Origin of the sequence: Nocardia sp. NPDC058519, from assembly GCF_042719755.1 — a bacterium.
GTDB lineage: Bacteria > Actinomycetota > Actinomycetes > Mycobacteriales > Mycobacteriaceae > Nocardia.
Map to the genome: position 1 here is coordinate 265,136 of NZ_JBHXNK010000004.1, position 17,709 is coordinate 282,844.

Here is a 17,709-nt window from a genome sequence, read left to right on the forward strand (position 1 = left end):
ATGGGTACCGCGATGCTGTGGCTGCTGCCCGCCCTCCCGCTCGCAGGCGCGATCGTCCTGCTCCTGTTCGGCCACCGCACCGACCGATGGGGCCCCTATCTGGGGACCGCGGCCGCAGTGGCCTCGTTCGTCGTCGCCCTTGTGGCGTTCTTCGGCATGCTCGCCCGCCCCGATGCCGACCGCGCCGTGCACAAGGAACTGTTCAACTGGGTGCCCGTCGGTGATCTCCAAGTCGGATTCAGCTTGCAGCTGGACCAGCTCTCGATCTGCTTCGCGCTGCTCATCACCGGTGTCGGGTCGCTGATCCACCTCTACTCGCTGGGCTACATGAGCCACGACCCCGCCAAGCGCCGGTTCTTCGGCTATCTCAACCTGTTCCTGGCCGCCATGCTGGTGCTGGTACTCGCCGACAACTTCCTCGTGCTGTATCTGGGCTGGGAAGGTGTGGGCCTTGCGTCCTATCTGCTGATCGGGTTCTGGTACGAAAAGCCTTCGGCCGCAACGGCAGCCAAGAAGGCGTTCGTGGTGAACCGGGTCGGCGACATGGGCCTGGCTATCGCCATGATGGTCATGTTCGCGACATTCGGTTCCTTCGACTTCCGGACCGTGTTCGCGGCGAGCCCCGGCGCGAGCGAAGGCACCCTCACCGCGATCGGACTGCTGCTGTTGCTGGCTGCCTGCGGTAAATCCGCGCAGGTGCCGCTGCAGTCGTGGCTCGGCGACGCGATGGAAGGCCCCACCCCGGTGTCGGCGCTCATCCACGCCGCCACCATGGTCACCGCGGGTGTGTACCTGATCGCCCGCTCCAATCCGATCTACGATCTCGCCCCGAACGCTCGCACCGCGGTGCTGGCCGTCGGCGCGGTGACGTTGCTGTTCGGCGCCATCATCGGCTGCGCCAAGGACGACATCAAGAAGGCACTGGCCGCCTCGACGATGAGCCAGATCGGGTACATGATCCTGGCCGTCGGCCTTGGCCCCGCCGGCTACACGTTCGCGATCATGCACCTGCTCACCCACGGCTTCTTCAAAGCGGGACTGTTCCTCGGTGCCGGGTCGGTAATGCACGCGATGAACGACGAAACCGATATGCGCCGATACGGCGGCCTGCGCACCCTGATGCCGATCACGTTCATCACCTTCGGCCTCGGCTATCTCGCCATCATCGGAGTGCCACCGTTCTCCGGTTTCTTCTCCAAGGACAAGATCATCGAGGCGGCCTTCGATCACGGCGGGTACACCGGGATCCTGCTCGGCGTGGTCACACTCCTCGGTGCCGCACTCACCGCCTTCTACATGACCAGGGTCATGCTGATGACGTTCTTCGGCGAGCGCCGCTGGAAGCCCGACACCCATCCGCACGAGTCACCCACGGTGATGACCGGGCCGATGATCCTGCTCGCGTTCGGATCTGTTTTCGCGGGCGGACTGTTCGTGTGGGGTTCGTCGCTGGTGAACTGGCTCGAACCCGTCGTCGGCTCTCATCACGCGGAACCGGTGATCCCCGCGGCGGTGGTGACCGGGCTGGCACTGACGGCTGTCGCGATCGGCGTGGCCATCGCCTATCGCAAGTACGCCGAAGATCCCATCCCCGAGGTCGCGCCGGAGCCGGTCGGCGTGCTGACCGGAGCCGCGCGGAGCGACCTCTACGGAGACAAGATCAACGAAACCCTGTTCGAGCGCCCTGGTCGCCATCTCACGAGGGCGCTGGTGTTCCTCGACGCGAAGGGCGTCGACGGGATCGTCAATGGGACGGCCGCCACGATAGGTGGGCTGTCGGCGCGAATCCGCAAGGTGCAGACCGGTTTCGTGCGCTCCTACGCCCTGTCCATGTTCACCGGCGCGGCCCTGGTGGCCGCTGCCCTGCTGGCGGTGAGGTTCTGGTGAACTCGTTTCCCTGGCTGACGACACTCTGGCTCGCCCCCACGATCGGGGCGGGTGTGGTGCTCGTCGTGCCCGCCGCTCGCCGCACCGTGGCGCGCGGTATCGCGTTCGCGGTGTCGATCGGTGTGCTCGCGCTCGCCGTCGTCCTGACGGTCCGGTTCCAACCCGGTGGTGAGCAGTACCAGTTCGTCGAATCCCACGAATGGATCCCGGCATTCGGTGTCGGTTACACCCTGGGCCTGGACGGCATCGCCACCGCATTGGTCCTGCTGACGGCGGTGCTTGTGCCCCTGCTGATCCTGGCGGGCTGGAACGACGACACCGTCTCCGGCGACGGCCGCAAGACCACCCACATCTACATGGCGTTGATGCTGCTGGTCGAGGCAATGGTGCTGATCTCGTTCCTCGCCCTCGACATCCTGCTGTTCTACGTGTTCTTCGAAGCGATGCTGATCCCGATGTACTTCCTCATCGGCGGTTTCGGCACCCGCACCACCGACGCCGCGATCCGCGCACAACGTTCACGCGCCGCGGTGAAGTTCTTGCTCTACAACCTGTTCGGTGGGCTGATCATGCTCGCCGCGGTGATCGGGCTGTACGTGCTGACCGCCACGGCAGGCCTCGGTGAGGGATCCGCGGGCACCTTCGATCTGCGTGTCGTGGTCGCCGCGGCCAACAATGGCGAACTCGGGGGCAGCACCGCGGTGCTCAACGCGCTCTTCCTTGGTTTCATGTTCGCCTTCGCGGTGAAAGCGCCACTGTGGCCACTGCATACGTGGCTGCCCGACGCGGCGGTCTCGGCCACCCCGTCCAGCGCGGTGCTCATGATGGCGGTCGTCGACAAGGTCGGCACCTTCGGCATGCTGCGCTACTGCGTGCTGTTGTTCCCGCTGGCCTCGGACACTTTCGCGCCCTTGGTGATCACCCTGGCCGTGATCGGCATCGTCTACGGCGCGCTGCTCGCGATCGGCCAAACCGATGTGATGCGCCTGATCGCCTACACCTCGATCTCGCACTTCGGATTCATCATCCTCGGCATCTTCGCCATGACAAGCCAGTCTCAATCCGGGGCGACGCTGTACATGGTCAACCACGGATTATCCACGGCCGCACTGTTTCTCATCGCCGGGTTCCTCGTCTCCCGGCGTGGAACCAGGATGATTGCCGAGTACGGCGGCGTGCAGAAGGTCGCGCCGGTGCTGGCGGGCACGTTCCTCATCGCAGGCCTGGCCACTCTCTCACTGCCGGGTCTGGCGCCGTTCATCAGCGAATTCCTGGTCCTGGTCGGCACATTCCCGAAGTATCAGGTGGCGGCGGTGATCGCGACAGGTGCTCTGGTGCTGGCCGCGATCTACGTGCTGTGGCTGTATCAGCGGTTGATGACCGGCCCGCTGAAGCAGGGCAACGAGCACCTGCGTGATCTGGTGCCGCGCGAGCTGGCCGTGGTGGTGCCGCTGCTGGTCGCCTTGCTGGTGCTCGGGTTCTACCCGAAACCGATCCTGGATCTGGTGGATCCCGCGGTGGGACACACCCTGTCGACGATCGATAAGCACGATCCCGCTCCGACGGTCCGCGCTCCCGAAGCAGGTGCGGCCACCCCGCCCGCGGGCGGCCACAAATGAGGACGGACTCCGTGACCATCACCGAGCTCGCGGCCATCGCGCCCGCACCGAGCATCGAATACCACCTGCTCGCCCCGATGCTGATCGTGTTCGCGGTCGGTGTGGTCGGTGTGCTCGTCGAAGCGTTCGTGCCACGGCCCTACCGGTATCTGACGCAGTTGGTGCTCGGGTTGGCCGGTGTTGTCGGCGCGTTGGTGGCCGTGGTGCTGCTCGCGGGATCCGAGGGCACGGCGGTGGTGGGTGCGGTGGCCATCGACGGGGTGACGTTGTTCCTGCAGGGCACGATCCTGCTGGTCGCGCTGCTGGGTCTGCTCTTGATCGCCGAGCGCGGCGCGGTGCCGCGGGCGCGCAGCGGGCCGGGCACGTGGAACCGGGCGGCGGCCGCGTTGGATCGAGGGGTCGACGCGTTCACTCCGCAGGCTTCCGCGGTGCCCGGCAGCGCGCACGAACTCGCGGCGGTGCGTTCCGGTGTCTCGACCACCGAGGTGTTCCCGCTGACGATGATCGCGGTCGGTGGTCTGCTGCTGTTTCCCGCGTCGAATGATCTGCTGACGATGTTCGTCGCGCTCGAAGTGCTGTCGCTGCCGCTGTATCTGCTGTGCGGGCTGGCTCGCCGCAGGCGGTTGCTCTCGCAGGAAGCGGCGATGAAGTACTTCCTGCTCGGTGCGTTCTCCTCCGCGTTCTTCCTCTATGGCGTCGCGATGCTCTACGGGCAGACCGGCACGGTGTCCCTGCCGGGAATCGGTGCGGCACTGGACAAGCAGTCCGAGAACGCGACACTGGCCCTGCTCGGGATCGGGATGCTCGCTGTCGGTCTGCTGTTCAAGATCGGTGCCGTCCCGTTCCAGGCCTGGGTGCCCGACGTGTACCAGGGCGCGCCGACACCGATCACCGCCTTCATGGCCGCCGCCACCAAGATCGCCGCTGTCGGTGCGACCATGCGGGTGCTGATGGTGGGAGTGAATGCGCTGAGCTCGGATTGGCGACCGGTCATCGCCGCGGTCGCGGTAGCGACGATGGTCGTCGGTGCGATCATGGCCATCACCCAGACCGATGTGAAGCGCATGCTGGCCTACTCCTCGATCGCCCACGCCGGGTTCCTGCTCGTCGGTATCGTCGCCGCCGACACCGCCGGTGTCGCGGCCGTGCTGTTCTACCTGCTGGCCTACGGCCTCGGCACCGTCGGCGCGTTCGCGGTGGTCAGTCTGGTCCGCGACGCTTCCGGTGACGAAGCGACCGCGCTGTCGCAGTGGGCAGGCCTCGGACGCCGATCCCCGTGGCTCGCTTCGGCATTCGCGCTGTTACTGCTGTCGTTCGCCGGTCTGCCACTCACCAGTGGGTTCGTCAGCAAGTTCGCCGTCTTCGCGGCTGCCTCCGGTGGCGGCTACACCGCACTGGTCATCATCGGCGTCCTCTGCAGCGCTATCGCCGCCTTCTTCTACGTCCGCGTCATCGTCTTGATGTTCTTCACCGACCCCCCGGCCGACGCACCCACCGTGACCGCCCCGTTCGCCACCACCCTGGTCGTGGCCTTCAGTGCGGGCGCCACGGTCCTGCTCGGCATCTTCCCCCAGCCGGTTCTCGATCTCGCCGACCGCTCCGCCCTGTTCATCCGCTGATGCCGCCTACTCCCCGGCCCGACCCCCGCCCACCGACCAGTCACGAACGCCACGCCGGCCAACCGTGGAACGCGTCCTATCTCGACGGCCCAGCACCGTGGGACATCGGCGCCCCGCAACCGGCTGTCGTCCGCCTGGCGGAGGTGGGCGGATTTTCCGGACCTGTCCTCGACGTAGGTTGCGGCACCGGCGACAACGCACTGTTCATCGCCGCCCGTGGCCTGCCGGTGTTCGGCGTCGATGTGGCCGAAACGGCGCTGGCCATCGCCCGGCAAGCAGCCGATGACCGCGACGTCGACGTCGATTTCGCCATGGCCGACGCCCTGCACCTGCAACGCCTGTACCGCCGCTTCGAAACAATCCTCGATTGCGGCCTCTTCCACACCTTCGACGAGGTCGAACGCATCGAATACGTTGCGAGCCTGGCCTCGGTCGCCGACGACGGCGCCACCCTGTATGTGTTGTGCTTCAGCGACATCGGAGCCGACACGGGCCCCCACCCGGTCAGCAAGAAGGCTCTGACCACCCCCTTCGCCGACAGTCCCGCATGGCAGATCACGACCATCGCCCCCGAACACCTCCGAACCCGCTTCCACGATTCCACCCCCGCCTGGCTCGCGACCATTGTGCGCAGGTAGATCCTCCGGGCCTTGACCTGAAGAGAAGTTGAGCTTCTAGCGTCCGTTCCCCAGCGCCCCTCCGCCCCACGACCGCACTACTCACCGACCTCGATCCGCTACCGCCGCAGCGCCTGAGTTCGGTAGCGTGGCCGGGTGCTTCGATCCTGGATACAAACCGCGATGGTAGGACTGTCGATCGGCATCGTCGTGGTCGTTTCCGGGTGTGGGCAGGTGACTTCCGGGAAGGCCGAGCCCGTGGCGCCGAGCCCGGACCTCTGCGACGCGGTCGTGATGTTCGTGCTCGACGTGTCGTTGTCGATGGAGGCAACCGACGTCGCACCGAATCGCCTCGCTGTCGCCAAGCAAGCGATGAAGGAATACGCGCAGGGGCTGGCACCGGGCACGCACCTCGGTCTGGCCACTTTCGCGGGCACCGCATCGGTGCAGGCGACTCCGACAACCAATCGCACCGCGTTCACCACGGCCCTCGACAGCGTGCGACTCGCCGAGCGCACGGCAACCGGCGAAGGCATATTCACCGGGCTGACGGCAATCGACTCCGTCGACAGGGTCGCGCCCATTACGGGACCTCGCCGGATCATCCTGATCTCGGACGGCAAACAAACCATCCCCAAAGACCTCGACGAGCCCCGCGGCGCGTACACCGCTGCCCGCGAGGCGAACACCGTGCACACCCCCGTCTCCGCGATCTCCCTCGGCACCGCAGACGGAGTTGTCGAGATCCCGGACCACACCGGCCGCGCACGAGTCCGGGTTCCCGCCGACCCGGACTCCCTGCGGGAGATCGCCCGCCTTTCCGGCGGCACCTTCCACAGCGCGGCGACGCTGCCCCAACTCACCTCCGCTCTCACCGACCTGAGCTGCCGCACCTGAAACCTCGAGGACCGAGGCGATCACCTCGATACACCACGCAGGTGGACCTGACCCCGGGCTACCGCGGGAACCCGGCAGAAGGTGGTATGTATGAAGACTCGCAGCACACCATCCCGGGCATGATCACCAGAGAGGTCGGGTACGAGATGGCTTCGAGGAACCATCTCAATTTCTCGCCGACAGCTTCGCGGCGAGGCTTCCTGTTCGGCGCGGTGGGCGCGCTCGCGCTGGGTGCCACGGGGTTCGCGCAGGCCGACACCACCCCCTTCCCACCCGCACCGTTGCCATTGCCTCCGCTGCCGCCGCCCTCCTACACCCCGCTCAACTATCATTCGCCGCCGCTGGAGCCGTTCGTCGACGCGCTGCCGATTCCCGAAATCCGGCCCGCCGCAGGCGAACTGGTCTCGATGTCGGGCATGCACCGATACCACCGCGACCTGCCCGAAACCCGCACGTGGGGCTATTCGCAGCCGGTACTGGGTCCGATCCTGGAAGGACACCGGGACCGACCGGCGCACATCACCTTCCGCAACGACCTCGGTAGCCACGTGCTCGGCCCACACGTCGACGTCACGATGCACGCCACCACCGAACTCGACCGCACCGACCCGCGCTCGACGGTGCATCTGCACGGAGGTGTCAACGCCCCGGACTCCGATGGGCACCCGATGATCTCGTGGCGCAACGGCGGTAGCCAGCGCAACGTCTACAGCAACCGGCAGGAAGCCGCCACGCTGTGGTATCACGACCACGCGATGGGCATAACCCGGCTCAATGTCCAGGCCGGCTTGGCTGGGCTGTACTACCTGCGCGACGAGTACGACACCGGGGCCGCCGACAACCCGCTGGGATTGCCGACCGGTGAGTTCGAGATCCCGCTGATCGTGCAGGACCGCACCTTCAACCCCGACGGCAGCCTGCAGCCGATGGTCGGTACGTATATCCAGCAGGGCTACAACCAGTCCGGCCAGTTCGGGGACGTGGCCTGTGTCAACGGGGTGGCGTGGCCGAACTTCGATGTGCGCCGCACCCTTTACCGCTTCCGGCTGCTGAACGGATCCAATTCGCGCACCTACAGCTTCGGGCTGAGCAACGGGATGCCGTTCTGGGTGATCGGTAACGACCTCGGACTGCTCGACGCCCCCGTGCCGACTGCGCTGGTTCGGTTGGGTCCGGGCGAACGCGCCGACATCCTCGTTGATTTCAGCGACCTACGCGACGGTGAGCAGTTCGAGTTGATCAACACCGAACTCAACGACTTCGGCAACACCGTGTTCATGGTCCCGGAATTGCGGCCCATCATGCGGTTCACGGTCGGCGGCGAGGGCCCGCCCGGTCGGGTGCCCGCCGTGTTGCGCGGCGGACCCGGCCTGCCCGATCCCCTTCCGCCACTGGGTGATCCAACCCGCACACGCACAATGACGCTGATGGGTCTGAACGACTCCGACCGCGCGGCCGCGACCTTCCCGACGATGATGGCGATCAACAATCTGCGGTTCCTCACCGACGACATCGAAGTGGCGGAGGCGGGAACTGTCGAGCGTTGGGACATCGTCAATGTGACCCCGTTCGACCACCCCGTTCACGTGCACCTGGCCAGGCAGCGGATCGGCTCCCGTCAAATGATCCTCAGCTCGGCCTACTGGGCGACGCACCCGCCGCCCGCCCAGCTCGGCGTGCGCTGGAACCCGCCCGCCGACAGGTTCGCCTTCGGCCCCGACCTACCGCCCGCACCGTGGGAGGCAGGCTGGAAGGACACCGTGCATTGCCCGGCCGACACCGTCACCCGCGTCTACGTGTACTGGCCCTCGGTCGACGAACTCGGTTTCGACCCGGATCAGCCGCTGCGGATACCGGCCGGTGCGGAAGTGGTGGCGCCACATGCCGCGATGGGCCACGGCGCCGCTGATACGCAGCCCGAGATCCGCGGTTATGTCTGGCACTGTCACAACCTCGACCACGAGGACCACGACATGATGCAACAGATCCGCGTCTCCGGCTAGACGGGGTGCCGGTAAGAATCGTGTCACCTGGTACGTGAATCCGTAGTAGGAGTCGCCCGGTGGTGTGACTGGATGCGCTGCTATCGGAGTCGAGCGTGTCAGAGGCTGCAGCGGGCGTCGGTGGGCGGGGTTTCGAGCTCGAGGAGATACGCGTTGACCACGTCGTCGACGCACTCGCTACCGCCGAGGAGGTAGGCGCCGTGCTGCTTGCCGTCGACGGTGAGCAGGCTTGCCCCGAGTGCTTGCGCCATCGCGATGCCGCCCTCGTGTGGCGTCGCCGGATCACCGGTGGTCGACACGACGAGTGTCTCGGGGAGGCCTTCGGCATCGGCGAGCCAGGGCTCGTCACGCGTGGGCGGTGCGGGCCACGCCTCGCACTCGCTGTGGTAATTCCTCGCCGTGAACACGTCGAGGTCGAACATCGGTGCGACGTGCCCGATCTCGCGTGCGAGCGCTGTGTGTTCCGCGGGCGTCAGGCGGGGCCAGTCCATGCAACGCACGGCGATGCTGGTGTCGAGGTCAGGGAAGCCGTCGAGCAAGGCGAGCACTTCGTCGGCGCGCCCGGCTCCGAGCGCTGTCAGGGCGGAGATGACTTCTGGCCATTTCGCCTCCGAGTACAGGCCACCGCTGATGCCGAGGTAGACGTCCCAGACGCTGGCGGCGCGGCCGCCGGCCGTCGGCGCCGGCGTCTCGATGAGCGGCCGCACGATCTCGTGCAGGCGATCGTTCGTGGCCGCGGGATCGGTACCGAGTACGCAGTCGGGCGATTCGGCGCAGAGCGCGGCGAGGTCGTCGAACCGGGCCTGCAGGCCTTTGAATTGGGACAGGCGGAATTGGCTCGCCGTCAGGTCGGGCGCGACGGCTCCGTCGAGGACGACCGCGCGGACCTTCTCGGGGTAGGTCGTGGTGTACATGGCGCCGAGTTCGGAGCCGTAGCTGTAGCCGAGGTAGGTCAGCTGGTCGTCACCGAGCACCGCTCGCATGATGTCCATATCGCGCACAACGTTTTTCGACCCGGCGTTCACCAGGTTCGCGACCCCACCGGAGCCGTCGGCGCAGCGCTGTGCGAGCTCAACTGCCTGCTCGGCGCTCGTGATGTCGTACACGGCGCCGAATCGCGGCCCGTCGCCGGCGTCGGATTCCTCGTCGGTGTAGCAGTCGAGGGCAGGAGTCGACGATCCGGTCCCGCGAGGGTCGAAGCCGACGATGTCGAAGCGCTCGTGGACGGGGCTCGCCTGCCACAGCGGCACGGTCGACGCGACGAGGCCGGTGCCGGAGCCTCCCGGGCCTCCCGGGTCGATCAGCAACGAGCCCTCGGCCTCGCCCGTGGCGGGCAGGCGCAGGAGCGCGACCTTCACCTTCGCGCCCTCTGGCTCGTCGTAGTCGCGCGGCACCTCCACCGAGGCGCATTCGAGCGCGGGGTTCGCGAACAGCTCGGCGTCCGCCGCGCTCGTCGCGGTGCCCTCGCACCCGCCCCAGTCGAGCTCTTGCCCGAGGTAGGCGCCGAGGTCCGCATCAGCGCCGGAACCCGGTGCAGGAGAAGCGGACGTACAGCCGGCGAGTAGGAGCGTGGCGGCCGCAGCGAGCCCGGTCGTGAGGCGCCGGGATCGATTCGGGAGTCGAAGACGTGATCGCATGCGTTTCCTTTTGTCGAGCCGCGGGTCATGGTCCTGTCCGGGGTGGGGACAGGAAGGAACATCGCGACGAGATCTTCTAGCATGACCATGCCAAACAAAAAATAGCATGCGCATGCTAGAAGCGCTAAGGTGAGGTTCGTGCCCAAGAGAGTTGACCCGGATATCCGCCGGGAACAGGTCGCCGACGCCGTGATCGACGAGATCGCCGAGCACGGACTCCGCTCGGTGACCCTCGCCCGGATCGCCGCACGCACCGGCTTGGCCATCGGGAGCATCCGGTACTACTTCGGCGACACCGTCCGCGAGGTCATGCGTTTCACCTTGGGCGTCCTCATGCAGCGCGCCGTGCGCCGCGCCACGACGATGTCCGACGACCCGGCCACACGGATCGCGGACGTCATCGCCTTCGCCGCGCCCACCAGCGAGCAGGAGTGCAAGGAGAACATCGCCCTGGTCGAATACCGCGTCATGGCGCGCACGGACCCCGAGCTCGCGGCAGACATCGCTGCGACCTCCCTCGCGGGCGCGGAGGTGATCCGCTCGCTGCTGCGTGATGCGCTGGCCGACGGTGCTGTCGACGAGGAGGCGCTGCACCGCGAGGCGCTCCTGTTGTTCACCCTGATCGAGGGCTTCTCGTTCAGTTCGGCGCTGTTCTCCGCCCCGTTGCGCGAGAAGGACATCCGTGCCGTCGTGACGGCGACCATGCACCGTCTGCGCGGCGCCTATCCGCCTTCCGAACAAGCCCCCGAGGACTGCCGAGGACAAGATCGGCCAGCGCGCTGAACCCTCGCCGCTGCTGACGTGGCCGATAGGACGATTTCACGGAGATCTGCAGCGACCAACTCGCGTCGACGTATCCAGCCCGACCGCACCGGCACCCACCAGCCACTGACCCGGCCGCCGAAAACCGACCCGCGGCATATCGACACAGACCTGCGCACCGGCACGAAACCTGGTCGCAGCTACGATCCGCAAGCGCACTCACGCGCCCGGCTCGCCGACCCTGATCCAATACCGCCGTGCCGGACCGAGTTCGGTGTCCTGAATGCTTTCGAGGACACCACCATGGTGCTCGATCGTCTTCACTGACCCGAGATTCTCGGCGGCACATACGGCCAACACGCGACTCATACCAGCCGATCCGGCCTCGACGATGATCTCCCCCAATGCCCAGGTAGCCACCCCGCGTCGGCGTGCGGAGGGCCGGATCCCGTAACCGATGTGGCCGACCCGCTGCACGAAGTCACTTGTCCCGTGCCGCAACGCGATCGCGCCGAGAACCCGATCCCCCTCGACTATCCAGCGATACGAGCACCGCCCGTCGCCACCCTCCACCGATGCGGCAGTGAGCCGCGCAACCCAGCTCTCGAACCCCGCCACCGAGTCGACATCGTCACTCGGCAGCAGACCGAAGCCGTCCTCATGGGCACCGGGACCCCACTCCGAATGCGCCTCGACCCATGCGCTGTACAGATCGGCAGAGGGCGTGATCAACACGGGCACACTCGGACCGTACCTCGAATCGGCTCGAGGAATGTTGGTGGAGTTGTGGCTGCGGACGGCATCGACGAGGTCATCGGAAACCTGTCGGTTTCGGCATCTACTGTCACGCGTGTGCTCGTCCTCTGTTCGATGTTTGTCGCACCGCTGGTCTGCTGGTCGCTCGTCGCGGAAACCGTCCGGGGGCGAATCGTCGGGATCATGGTTCTAGCCGCTATAGGGGTGGCCCAAGTCGCGCTGGGCGCAGGCCGGCTGGGGCACGATTTCCAGCTCACCGGGATCGCGGTGCTGGCAGTGCTGGTCATGGTCGTGCTGATGACTGCGCCGATCATCGAAGCAGGAACGACAGATGATGTTGCCCCACAGGGAATTACGAAGGCACGCATAGCTGTCGGATGGTTCCTCAGTGGCGGATACTGCGTTCTGAGCGGGGGCCTACTCGCCGTCGGCACTCTCCTCGTTCTCGCGATGGGGCGATGGGCGTGGGTACCACCTGTGGACGCCATCGGGTCGCTACCGGAGAGCCTCGTCCTCAGCGAGACCATCGACGCAGGGTGTGCCGCCCGATCATCGAACAGCAGTTGCGACCGGGAATTCATCATCGATGGGAGAGGCGATCAATCACCCGAGGAGATCGCCGCCCAGGTCCGGCTTCACCTCGAAGACACCGCCGCCTGGACATTCACTTCAGGAACCCCGACAAGGGGCGCCTCGGCTTCATGGAACGGCACCTGCCGAATGGAGGGCTGGCTGTTGGACCGTCACGACTCGTGCCTGCGGGTGGCGCTTCGCGACGACGCCCGAATCTCTGTGTATCTGAGCTACATGGACGACTGGTGACAGACCTCTCGACAGCCGGGGCTGCGGTCCCGAGAGTTCCTGTCTTGTCAGGTCTGTTTTCCCGCACCGATGCTGCCCACGATCAGATCGGTCAGCGCCGAGACCGCTTCCTCGGCTGACGTCGCGCCCAGGTTCAGTTCCGCGGCCAGTGTTTCGGCCGCGCCGAGGACGCCGACGCAGCGCAGCCGGAGCGCCGCGGTGGTGAGGGACGAGAACGGTTGCAAGGTGGCGGCCATCCAGTCTCGGTAGCTGTCGAGCATGTCGTGCTGGATCGACTGGACGTCCGGGTTTCCTTTCAGCGCGGCGGAAATCGCGTCGAACTCGGGCATGTCGGTGGCGCAGGCGAAGTAGGCGGCACTCATCACCCGGGCAATCTCGTCGACGGTGGGGGTGGCGTCGCGGACGGCTTGTTCCGAGGCCAGGCGGTGGCGTTCGTCGAGTTGCCGGTACAGCGCGAGCAGTAGTTCGGGGCGGGTGCCGAAGTGGTCGTAGACGATCGGCCTGCTCACGCCCGCGGCCTCGGCGAGGGTGGCCAAGGTCAGGCCATCAGTGCCTTGCTCACGGACCAGCGTCAACGCGGTGTCGAGCAGTTGCTCGCGTCTGGCGGGCTTCGCCAGTCTGCCCGATCGTGTCGTCATCGTCCTCCCTTGCGCCATTCCCTCAGTTTAGCTACAAAGAGTAAGTTACAACTTGTAGCTTAGATGCCGGAGAGGAATTCACCATGGAGCAATCGGTATTGATCATGGGCGGGTCGGGACAGGCGGGGTCGGACACCGCCGCGCTGTTGCGCCGGTGGTATCCGACCCTGCCGTTGACCATCGCGGGCCGCGATCTCGGTCGCGCGCAACGGGTCGCCGACGAACTCGGCACCGCGACAGCGGTGACGATCGATCTGTCCCGCCGCGATCTCGGTCTCGCCGAGACCACCTACTCGGCGGTGGTCGCGACACTGTGGGACGACCGGCTCAACGGCCTGCACTACGCCCAGGACCGCGGACTGCCCTACCTCAGCATCTCCAGCGGCCTCCTCGACATCGGCCCGGAGATCGTCGCCGGCGCGCAAAGGTCGAGTGCGGCACCGGTTCTGGTCGCCAGCCACTTGATGGCGGGAATCGCCGTGCTCGCCGCACTGGATTCCGCGCGCGAATTCGACCGAGTCGACACGGTCCGCGTCGGCGTCGCGCTCGATGACACCGACACCGGCGGACCCGCGGGAATCGCCGACCTGGAGCGCTGGTCGGCGGTCACGTCGGCGGGTCTGGTGCGGCGCGACGGCGTCTTCACCTGGCTCACCGAAGCTGACGCGCAAGCCGACGTACCCACCCTCGACGGCACCACGCTGCCCGGTCAGAGCATTCCGGTTCTCGATGTGCCGAGCCTGGCGATGGCAACCGGCGCATCGAACGTCCGAGTCGACTTCGCGGTCGGTGAGACCCCGAGCAGACGTCACGGCGAACCCGCCTCCGTCGAGATCCGGATCGATCTCGCCGGAACGGACCGGACCGGCGAAGCGCTCGCCAGGACGCGGCATCTCGTCCATCGGGAAGGGCAGCGACCGCTGACTGCCCTCGGCATAGCGCTCGGCGTCGAACGGCTGCTCGGCCTGCGCGGCGAAAAGCCCGCACCGGGCATCCACACCCCCGAGGCATTGCTCGACCCCGCCTACGCGGTCGAGCGGCTGAACGAGATCGGTGCCGTATGGCAACGAGTTAGCGATGACCCCCGGCCGTGACCGGGGGCCGCTGAGCCCTACCGCAACGAACGGAAGAACTCGCGCACATCCTCGATCAGCAGGTCGGGCGCTTCCATCGGGGCGAAATGCCCGCCGCGGTCATATTCGGTCCAGCGAACGAGGTTGTTCTGTTTCTCGGCGATGCCGCGAATCGTGGTGTCGCCGGGGAAGACCGCGACCGCGGTCGGCACTCCGGAGCTGGGCAGGTCGGCGCCCCACTGCTGGGATTCCTTGTACAGGCGCATCGAGGAGCCTGCGGTGCCGGTGAACCACAGGATCGCTGTTTCGGCGAGCATGGCGTCGCGGTCGAGGGAGTCCTCGGGCAGCGCGGCGGCGGGGTCTTTGTAGGTGTTGACGACATCGACGATCCAGGCGAGCAGACCCGCCGGCGAATCGGTGAGCGCGTGGGCCAGGGTCTGGGGGCGGGTGCTGTGCAAGCCCGCGTAGGCGGAGGTCTCGTTGCTGCTCCAATCCTGGAGTGCGGCAAGCTTTTCCTGATCCTGCTCGGTGTATCCCGCGCCGTCGTCGTTCCAGGCGGGGATGGTGATCGCGGCGTTGAGGTGCACGCCAGCGACTCGCTCGGTGTCGACGCGGCCCAGCTGTGGGGCGATGAACGAGCCCGCGTCGCTGCCTTGCGCGCCGTAGCGTTCATAGCCGAGTTCGCTCATCAGCCGGGCGATCAGTTCCGCGGATCGCTCGGTCGCGGCCTGGCCGGGTTGGTGGGTGGGTCCGGAGAAGCCGAAACCGGGCAGGGTCGGGATGATGACGTCGAAGGCGTCGCGCGGGTCGCCGCCGTGCGCGCGCGGGTCGGTCAGCGGCCCGATCGTCGCACCGAAGTCGGTGAACGGCCAGCCGTGGACCAGGACCAGCGGCAGCGCGTCCGGTTCGGGTGAGCGGACGTGGGTGAAGTGCAGGCGCTGTCCGTCGATCTCGGTGACGAACTGCGGGTGGGCGTTGCGCGCGGCTTCGGCGGCGCGCCAGTCGAACCCGGTCCGCCAGTACTCGGCGAGGTCGCGCAGGTAGGCGGTGGGCAGGCCGTAGGTCCAGCCGTTACCGGGCAGGTCCTCGGCCCAGCGGGTGCGGGCGAGCCGCTCGTGCAGGTCGTCGAGGTCGGACTGCGGGATGTCGATCCGGAAGGTGTCGATGTCGCTCATACCGACAACGCTAGGGACCACTTAGGTCAGTATCGTTCCTAAGTTCCCGGCATGATGGAGAGATGTCCGAAACATCCGCCCGGCTGCTCCGCTTGCTGTCGTTGCTGCAGACCCATCGCGCGTGGTCCGGTGCCGAACTCGCGACCAGGCTCGATGTCACCGCGCGCACCGTGCGCCGCGATGTGGAGCGGCTGCGCGGCCTCGGCTATCCGGTGCACGCGTTGCAGGGCAGCGCGGGCTATCGATTGGGGGCAGGTGCGTCGATGCCACCGCTGCTGCTCGACGACGAGGAAGCCGTGGCCGTCGCCGTCGGCTTGCGCACCACCTCGGGCGGCACCGTCACCGGCATCGAGGACGCGTCGTTGCGCGCGCTCGCCAAGCTGGAACAGGTGCTGCCGTCTCGGCTGCGGCATCGGCTGACCACATTGCAGCAGTCGATGGTGCGGGTCGCCGCCGAAGCACCGCGGGTGGCGCCCGAGACGTTGCTGACGATCGCGGAAGCCTGCCGACGCCACGAGCGTCTGCGGTTCGACTACACCGACCACGCCGGTCACACGTCGCGCCGCGATGTCGAACCCGATTCGTTGGTCAATGTGAGCAGACACTGGTACATGGTCGGTTGGGATGTCGACCGGGCGGATTGGCGGTCGTTCCGCATCGACCGGCTCCAGCCGCGTGTCCCGACGGGCCCACGATTCATCCCGCGCCCGGTGCCAGACGGCGACGCGGCGACCTATCTGTCACGCAGGCTGTCGGTCGCGTCGTGGCCGTGCCGCACCGTTGTCACCCTGCACGGGTCGGCTACCGAGCTGGCCGATCGTGTCTGGCCGGGAATGGGTGTCCTCGAAGCGGTCGACGACATCAGCTGCCTACTGCACCTGGGTGCCGACACCCCTGCCTCGCTGGCCTGGATGATCACCGCTCTGGACATCGAATTCACCGTCACCGACCCGCCGGAGCTCGTCACGGCGCTGCGGACGGTGAGCGAGCGCTGCCGTGACGCGATCGTCAATGCACCCGATGCCGATTTGCATCCTGTGCCACCAGGGCACTGACGGTCAACTAGATGCTTACTCACAGAGCGCGTGAGTGAGCATCCCACCGAGATCGACCGAGGACGATTCGCCGGTGTGGACGATGGTGACCGCGCGGCCGGATCGGGTGGCGCCCGCGACGGTGGAGAAGCCGTGGACGCCGCCGATGTGGCCGACGTACTGGGCACCGCACGGCAGTTGGGTGTATCCGATGCCGAGCCCGTAGGACATGCCATCACCGTTGCCCATGTCGATGCCGTCGAGCATCTGCCGGAGCTGGGGCTCGGGCACGACCTGACCGGCCAGCAGCGCGAGGAAGAACCGATTCACATCGGCACCGGTGCTGACCAGGGCACCGGATGTCCACGGCACCGACGGCTCCATCCGTGTCGTGTCGGTGACGGTCCCCTCGACCGTGGTGTATCCGGTCGGATGGGGGTGGCGCAGACCGGTTTCGCCGGTGGCAGGCAGGTAGGTGTTCGACAGGCCGAGCGGAGTCAGGATCCGGTCGCGCAGCTCGTCGGTGTAGCGATGTCCGGTCACCGTCTCGATCAGCACGCCCGCGACGATGTAGTTGATGTTGGTGTACTCGAATCGGCTGCCGGGCGCGAACTTCGCGGGGTGCTCCAGCGCCAGTGCGATCTCCTCGGCCGGGGTGAAGGTGCGGCCGTTCTTCGCCGCTTCGTGTTCGTCGAGTTCGGGGGATCGGGCCGGTTCGGGCAGGCCACTGCGGTGGCTCAGGATCTGACGGACGGTGATCGCGCGACCGTCCACACCGTCCCCGGTGAGCAGTCCGGGCAGATACGTGTCGATGGACCGGTCGAGGTCGACGCGGTGTTCGGCCACCAGTTGCAGCACGATCGCGGCGGTGAAGGACTTGGTGATGCTGCCGACCCGCACATGCTGGGCGACGTCGGTAGCGATCGGAGTCGCTTCGGCCGCATCGCTCAGCCCGGAGCCGACGACGGTGCTCGCGCCGTTCTCGGTGAGCGTGGCAATGGCACCGACGGCGCCCGAGCCGACCATCGCGTCGAGGTCGCCGCGCACGCTGTCCACGCGGGTTACAGCGACAGGCTCGGCCTCGCTCGTCGTGCAGGCAGACAGGATCAGAGCGGCGATGAGGATCGGCACGGTGAAGGTTCGGCTAGGCATGATCGAACGGTAGGAAGC

Annotated in this window: 15 protein-coding genes; 10 read left to right on the plus strand and 5 right to left on the minus strand. The window is 66.9% G+C overall.

Features of this window, described 5'->3' with window-relative positions; translation table 11 throughout:
- From nuoL to ACFWPK_RS07320, 6 genes are all read left to right on the plus strand, one after another.
- The gene (nuoL, locus tag ACFWPK_RS07295) at nucleotides 1-1,887 is read left to right on the plus strand and encodes an NADH-quinone oxidoreductase subunit L (RefSeq protein WP_378913701.1); all 1,887 of its coding nucleotides are present in this window, start codon (nucleotides 1-3) and stop codon (nucleotides 1,885-1,887) included.
- On the plus strand, nucleotides 1,884-3,506 hold the full coding sequence (locus ACFWPK_RS07300) for an NADH-quinone oxidoreductase subunit M (RefSeq protein WP_378913702.1): 1,623 nt from the start codon (nucleotides 1,884-1,886) through the stop codon (nucleotides 3,504-3,506). Before nuoL ends, ACFWPK_RS07300 begins: the two co-directional genes overlap by 4 nt.
- On the plus strand, nucleotides 3,503-5,125 hold the full coding sequence (gene nuoN, locus ACFWPK_RS07305) for an NADH-quinone oxidoreductase subunit NuoN (protein WP_378913703.1): 1,623 nt from the start codon (nucleotides 3,503-3,505) through the stop codon (nucleotides 5,123-5,125). Before ACFWPK_RS07300 ends, nuoN begins: the two co-directional genes overlap by 4 nt.
- A complete protein-coding gene (locus tag ACFWPK_RS07310) occupies nucleotides 5,125-5,763 on the plus strand; it encodes a class I SAM-dependent methyltransferase (RefSeq protein WP_378913704.1) in 639 nt (212 codons plus the stop codon). Before nuoN ends, ACFWPK_RS07310 begins: the two co-directional genes overlap by 1 nt.
- Nucleotides 5,764-5,925: 162 nt before the next feature.
- On the plus strand, nucleotides 5,926-6,639 hold the full coding sequence (locus ACFWPK_RS07315; protein ID WP_378913705.1) for a VWA domain-containing protein: 714 nt from the start codon (nucleotides 5,926-5,928) through the stop codon (nucleotides 6,637-6,639).
- 119 nt (nucleotides 6,640-6,758) lie between these two features.
- A complete protein-coding gene (locus ACFWPK_RS07320; protein WP_378913706.1) occupies nucleotides 6,759-8,642 on the plus strand; it encodes a multicopper oxidase family protein in 1,884 nt (627 codons plus the stop codon).
- A 98-nt stretch (nucleotides 8,643-8,740) separates the two neighbouring features.
- Here the strand turns inward: ACFWPK_RS07320 and ACFWPK_RS07325 are convergent, their stop codons facing one another.
- A complete protein-coding gene (locus ACFWPK_RS07325; RefSeq protein WP_378913707.1) occupies nucleotides 8,741-10,279 on the minus strand; it encodes an alpha/beta hydrolase in 1,539 nt (512 codons plus the stop codon).
- A gap of 138 nt (nucleotides 10,280-10,417) precedes the next feature.
- Between ACFWPK_RS07325 and ACFWPK_RS07330 the strand changes: the two genes are divergently transcribed.
- Nucleotides 10,418-11,062 (plus strand): TetR/AcrR family transcriptional regulator, encoded by a 645-nt coding sequence (locus ACFWPK_RS07330; protein WP_378913708.1) that lies wholly within the window; start codon nucleotides 10,418-10,420, stop codon nucleotides 11,060-11,062.
- A 198-nt stretch (nucleotides 11,063-11,260) separates the two neighbouring features.
- Here the strand turns inward: ACFWPK_RS07330 and ACFWPK_RS07335 are convergent, their stop codons facing one another.
- A complete protein-coding gene (locus tag ACFWPK_RS07335; RefSeq protein ID WP_378913709.1) occupies nucleotides 11,261-11,782 on the minus strand; it encodes a GNAT family N-acetyltransferase in 522 nt (173 codons plus the stop codon).
- A 45-nt stretch (nucleotides 11,783-11,827) separates the two neighbouring features.
- Between ACFWPK_RS07335 and ACFWPK_RS07340 the strand changes: the two genes are divergently transcribed.
- Nucleotides 11,828-12,619 (plus strand): hypothetical protein, encoded by a 792-nt coding sequence (locus ACFWPK_RS07340; RefSeq protein WP_378913710.1) that lies wholly within the window; start codon nucleotides 11,828-11,830, stop codon nucleotides 12,617-12,619.
- 47 nt (nucleotides 12,620-12,666) lie between these two features.
- On the opposite strand, the gene ACFWPK_RS07345 is transcribed toward ACFWPK_RS07340, so the two are convergent.
- Nucleotides 12,667-13,257 (minus strand): TetR/AcrR family transcriptional regulator, encoded by a 591-nt coding sequence (locus ACFWPK_RS07345; RefSeq protein ID WP_378913711.1) that lies wholly within the window; start codon nucleotides 13,255-13,257, stop codon nucleotides 12,667-12,669.
- A gap of 83 nt (nucleotides 13,258-13,340) precedes the next feature.
- Between ACFWPK_RS07345 and ACFWPK_RS07350 the strand changes: the two genes are divergently transcribed.
- Nucleotides 13,341-14,351, plus strand: a complete 1,011-nt coding sequence (locus ACFWPK_RS07350) for a saccharopine dehydrogenase (RefSeq protein WP_378913712.1) — start codon at nucleotides 13,341-13,343, stop codon at nucleotides 14,349-14,351.
- Nucleotides 14,352-14,368: 17 nt separating this feature from the next.
- Here the strand turns inward: ACFWPK_RS07350 and ACFWPK_RS07355 are convergent, their stop codons facing one another.
- Nucleotides 14,369-15,505 carry an epoxide hydrolase family protein gene (locus ACFWPK_RS07355; protein ID WP_378913713.1) on the minus strand — a complete coding sequence of 379 codons (1,137 nt, stop codon included), beginning with the start codon at nucleotides 15,503-15,505 and terminating at the stop codon, nucleotides 14,369-14,371.
- A gap of 62 nt (nucleotides 15,506-15,567) precedes the next feature.
- On the opposite strand from ACFWPK_RS07355, the gene ACFWPK_RS07360 reads away from it, so the two are divergent.
- A complete protein-coding gene (locus ACFWPK_RS07360; RefSeq protein ID WP_378913714.1) occupies nucleotides 15,568-16,560 on the plus strand; it encodes a helix-turn-helix transcriptional regulator in 993 nt (330 codons plus the stop codon).
- A 15-nt stretch (nucleotides 16,561-16,575) separates the two neighbouring features.
- On the opposite strand, the gene ACFWPK_RS07365 is transcribed toward ACFWPK_RS07360, so the two are convergent.
- Nucleotides 16,576-17,691 (minus strand): serine hydrolase domain-containing protein, encoded by a 1,116-nt coding sequence (locus tag ACFWPK_RS07365; protein WP_378913715.1) that lies wholly within the window; start codon nucleotides 17,689-17,691, stop codon nucleotides 16,576-16,578.
- Nucleotides 17,692-17,709: the final 18 nt, after the last annotated feature.